At 42.0% G+C, this 3,686-nt stretch carries 6 protein-coding genes and 2 pseudogenes; 2 read left to right on the forward strand and 6 right to left on the reverse strand.

Annotation, left to right across the window (positions count from 1 at the left end; all coding sequences use genetic code 11):
* The 5 genes and pseudogenes from H6G92_RS38380 to H6G92_RS38400 all read right to left on the reverse strand — a co-directional run.
* A pseudogene (locus H6G92_RS38380) lies at nt 1–748 on the reverse strand (ATP-binding protein); the annotation flags it as partial.
* A 2-nt stretch (nt 749–750) separates the two neighbouring features.
* On the reverse strand, nt 751–1,056 hold the full coding sequence (locus H6G92_RS38385) for a hypothetical protein (protein ID WP_190902045.1): 306 nt from the start codon (nt 1,054–1,056) through the stop codon (nt 751–753).
* Between the two features lie 19 nt (nt 1,057–1,075).
* Nucleotides 1,076–1,516 carry a hypothetical protein gene (locus tag H6G92_RS38390; protein ID WP_190902047.1) on the reverse strand — a complete coding sequence of 147 codons (441 nt, stop codon included), beginning with the start codon at nt 1,514–1,516 and terminating at the stop codon, nt 1,076–1,078.
* Nucleotides 1,517–1,532: 16 nt separating this feature from the next.
* The gene (locus H6G92_RS38395) at nt 1,533–1,853 is read right to left on the reverse strand and encodes a hypothetical protein (protein WP_190902049.1); all 321 of its coding nucleotides are present in this window, start codon (nt 1,851–1,853) and stop codon (nt 1,533–1,535) included.
* 65 nt (nt 1,854–1,918) lie between these two features.
* On the reverse strand, nt 1,919–2,419 hold the full coding sequence (locus H6G92_RS38400; RefSeq protein ID WP_190902051.1) for a hypothetical protein: 501 nt from the start codon (nt 2,417–2,419) through the stop codon (nt 1,919–1,921).
* A 152-nt stretch (nt 2,420–2,571) separates the two neighbouring features.
* On the opposite strand from H6G92_RS38400, the gene H6G92_RS38405 reads away from it, so the two are divergent.
* Both H6G92_RS38405 and H6G92_RS38410 read left to right on the forward strand, forming a co-directional pair.
* A complete protein-coding gene (locus H6G92_RS38405) occupies nt 2,572–2,808 on the forward strand; it encodes a hypothetical protein (RefSeq protein WP_242059532.1) in 237 nt (78 codons plus the stop codon).
* Between the two features lie 54 nt (nt 2,809–2,862).
* Nucleotides 2,863–3,330 (forward strand): helix-turn-helix domain-containing protein, encoded by a 468-nt coding sequence (locus H6G92_RS38410; protein ID WP_190902055.1) that lies wholly within the window; start codon nt 2,863–2,865, stop codon nt 3,328–3,330.
* A 99-nt stretch (nt 3,331–3,429) separates the two neighbouring features.
* Here the strand turns inward: H6G92_RS38410 and H6G92_RS38415 are convergent.
* A pseudogene (locus H6G92_RS38415) lies at nt 3,430–3,686 on the reverse strand (hypothetical protein); the annotation flags it as partial.

Here is a 3,686-nt window from a genome sequence, read left to right on the forward strand (position 1 = left end):
CATCCTTTGGATCGCTGCCAATCACAATTGCTGGTGTTTGAGATTTTGCAGCAATTTTGTTGATAATCACTCCTGCTAAAGTTGATTTGCCAGACTGTGTTCCACCAGAAAGGTAAAAATGGTGATTACTGCGAAGGGTCATATTTTGATTAGATGCAGCATCACACAGTTCATCAATCCAAGCACTATCAATTCTGATGTACTCAGGATAATTAGCTGCGATCGCTTGGAGAACTTTCATCGCACCCGGATTAATCACCGACTGTACCGACTCTTCATCAATGTCAGCAATATCGGGATTGGGAATACCAGTCGGTGAAGGTGATTGTTGTGCTGGTGGTTCTGGAAGTGTAACCAACCCTTGCAACTGATATTCAGCAATCCACCGGGGGCGCTCTTGCATTGGTAGCCGATTCACGTAATCAGCAACTCGGCGTTTAGCTGCGATCGCAGTGGTAACATAATCATAAACAGCTTCACCTTGTAAATGCTGTTTAAGTGATTTCAGGTCAGCTTCTTCTAAAGAGCGGTATACTTTCTGTTTGCCTTCACTGATTTGGGCAGATACTCCAAATAAGCCAGCACTCACAGTTCCAGCACCAAGCAGCATCCCAGTTGTTATTCTGTCAGTGTTTAAGAAAAAAGGAGCAGACAGACATAACACTGCACTTGCTCCTAAAGAACATAAGATAGTCCGCTCTGCGTGAATCACACTACTGGCGGTTAGTCGTTCTAGTTCAAACGTCATTTTTATCTGACCCCCAAAGCAACACCGGCACAAACTAACATCAAAAACACAAACAGGAATATCACCCCAGGCATCAAGCCGATGGTGAAAGTTTTGCGGTTAAAGCCGAATCCTTTGACGACTAAGCCGGCAAAGTTGAATAACCCTAGAAATATGCAGCAGATGGAAATTATGCCGATAAACCAAAGAATGTATTGACTGACTGGGCTAGCAACTGATAAAAAACCCATCAACATTGATAGCCCAACCCCACACACTGCATATCCAACAAAGGATAATTTAATAAGAGAAGTTTGATTATTCTGCATAACCTAAAATCTGAATAACCTAAAATCTGAATGAGTCACCCACTTCATCAAATGCTTTTTCGTATCCCCCCAACTGGCGTTGTTGTTCCTGCGACCCGAAGGCATGACGGATCACCGCCTCTCCATGTAACGCCCTAGTTCGCTGCAAATCTTCCTCAACTTTCATGGCTTCTTGAGAATATGCCAACTGGTTTTTATACATCTCTGCCAAGGATTGCAACTGTTTGAGCTTGTGCCGGGAGAACTTTGTATGTAACCACTTCTGTGCTTTCAAATTGCCAGCCACTTCTGCTTCATCCAGAACCTGCTGTGCAGTCGTGTAAGCTGGCAATGTGTAGCGTTCGCTGATTGATGAAGGGAGATTTCCTTCAATTTGGGTAGCATCCCCAACTCTTAAATCAGTTGATACTACTCCGTTACCTTTACCGCCAAATAAACCAGGAAGCCATTTTCCTAACATTTCTTTCTCCCCCCTACTACTTAAAATTGGTATAAGTCTGCTGAACTTGTTGAACTTGTGACCCGATATATCGGGTTATGCCATATATGCCCATGAATGAAAACATCAATACTGTTATTGCTGCGATCGCAGTTTGAGCCATCATTCCCCGTTGCATCAATTCCTCAATCTGTCTATTGGACTGAGATCGCGTTCTCGACTCATCAATAAGTTGCTGGACTATTAGGAATTCTTCTGAAGACAGGTTTTCTAGTGTCAGCCCCGACAGATTCAATTCCCCGTCCTTCTTCAGGTAAATATTTAATGCTTTGCGATGGGTTTGGTCTTGTTGCTCCATATATTGCCATGCCCAAAACGAGGGTCAATAGCAGCAGATTCAGTACTGCTGCTAATCCAATGAATTTATTCGGTCGCATTTGTTGGGCTAATACCGAAAATACCCGCAACGAGTTCGTCACCGATTGCACGAAAGGAATCTACGTCAGCTTCCTCCTCCATCGCTTTAGAGACAAACTTACTCACCACATCCTTGGGGGCATTGCGAATCGTCGATAACAACTGGTCTGCTTTATCAGTTGTGTAAGCATCAATCCCGACGTTGAGAACATCCTCCAGAGATTGAATTTCTTGATTTGAAACCTGGGATGCATGAGCGATCGCTCCTTGCAATGGAGGAGTGGATTTACGGCGGGGTGAGTTTTTACCCAACTTGGCATTGCTATTCTTGGACTTAGTGGTCAGGGCAGTTGATTTCTTGGCTTGTGTAACTTGAATTGCCACTTCTTGGGCTTCGGCATCATTCAAATTATCAACATCCATGCCAATAGCTGATGCGGCGGACAAAATATCGCCCTCATCGAACTCGATACCTTCAGCCAGCAAAATTTCTTTGACTTTTTGCATAAGTTGCTTTCTTATGTGCTACTACACTAATAATATAATATAAACAAGCTACATACCATATAAGAAACCTACATTATCTGCATATTTTGTAGGGTTCTTGTCCCATAGCCAATATCATTTGATAATTTGGGTGATTAAGTATGGATGCAACAATGCCTAGAACGAAAGCACAGGGAATGACCAGGATTGAACTTTACGTACCAACAGCACTATTTGAAGAAGCGGAGGAACTTGCCGACTTTGAGGGGTGGAAATTATCAGAACTGCACCGTGTATTTTGGGAAAACGGTTTTGGCGTTTATGTCGAACGCAGTAACAAGAGAATGATTAACAAGCGCTTGAGAGGGAAAATTTCCCCCGACGTTGCTAATCAGGCAGAAGAAGAGTAATTTTCGCGCCCAGGTTAAACCTGGGCATTGTTGAAGTAAAGGGAGCAACAAAATATGCAAAATATTGAAGAAGCATACAGTCTTGCTTGGGTGAAAACAGCTTGTGAACATATTTTAGGTAAGAATATTTGTCAAAGAACTTGGCGTAACTGTCTGAGAATATGTGGCGTTCAGCCTTACAAGAGAGAAGTCAAGCTCAAAGAGTGCTGCTATTTATTAGGACTGATATATCTGAAACGTCAAAACCCTTTCAAAAAGTATTCTTTATCTGACGTTTCATTGTTACTGATGAAGGATAAAGCACGATTTACCAATTTTGGCATTGATTTAGAAAATCTGGAATTTCCACTTTTAGGGCGAGAATTACCGGACTACATCTATGAGCAAATAGGCTACAAAGTTAGTTTACGAACCCTCTACCGTTGGGCATCTAAACGCCGTATTCCTTTCTCTAAGTTACGCATCATTAACCAAAAAGAATTAAGTCGATGGCTAGAATTAGCAAATATAGCGAATGCATAGTGAACATTTAGCTTTTAATACATTTACTCTCCACCCACCACTGGACTTTTAGATGAATGAGTGTGCCATTAGATTGACATTCTGCTTTTCAATCTAATGTCAATCTAATGGATTTTGCTTTAGATACTGGCGCACTCCCGCGCTCATGGCTATGAGGTTTGGTTGTATACTTTTCCCTAAAAAATCTTCGACTACATGAGCAATTGTACTTGTGAGAAAGAATGGTACTCCCTTGATTTGTTTCGCGTCAATCACTAGTTCACCACGGCTTTCAATTACTGTACTATTACCATCTTGCAAAAAGCGATTTTTGCCAGAACACTTAACTGCTTCTGTAAAAGCGTGAGTTTCAATAC

It is taken from the genome of Nostoc foliaceum FACHB-393 (assembly GCF_014698505.1).
GTDB lineage: Bacteria > Cyanobacteriota > Cyanobacteriia > Cyanobacteriales > Nostocaceae > Nostoc > Nostoc foliaceum_A.

Bases quoted from the DNA above. Each gene is read 5' to 3' on its own strand.
- H6G92_RS38390 (WP_190902047.1), bottom strand. From the start codon at position 1,516: ATGTTAGGAAAATGGCTTCCTGGTTTATTTGGCGGTAAAGGTAACGGA.
- H6G92_RS38400 (WP_190902051.1), bottom strand. From the start codon at position 2,419: ATGCAAAAAGTCAAAGAAATTTTGCTGGCTGAAGGTATCGAGTTCGAT.
- H6G92_RS38385 (WP_190902045.1), bottom strand. From the start codon at position 1,056: ATGCAGAATAATCAAACTTCTCTTATTAAATTATCCTTTGTTGGATAT.
- H6G92_RS38405 (WP_242059532.1), top strand. From the start codon at position 2,572: ATGCCTAGAACGAAAGCACAGGGAATGACCAGGATTGAACTTTACGTA.
- H6G92_RS38410 (WP_190902055.1), top strand. From the start codon at position 2,863: ATGCAAAATATTGAAGAAGCATACAGTCTTGCTTGGGTGAAAACAGCT.
- H6G92_RS38395 (WP_190902049.1), bottom strand. From the start codon at position 1,853: ATGGAGCAACAAGACCAAACCCATCGCAAAGCATTAAATATTTACCTG.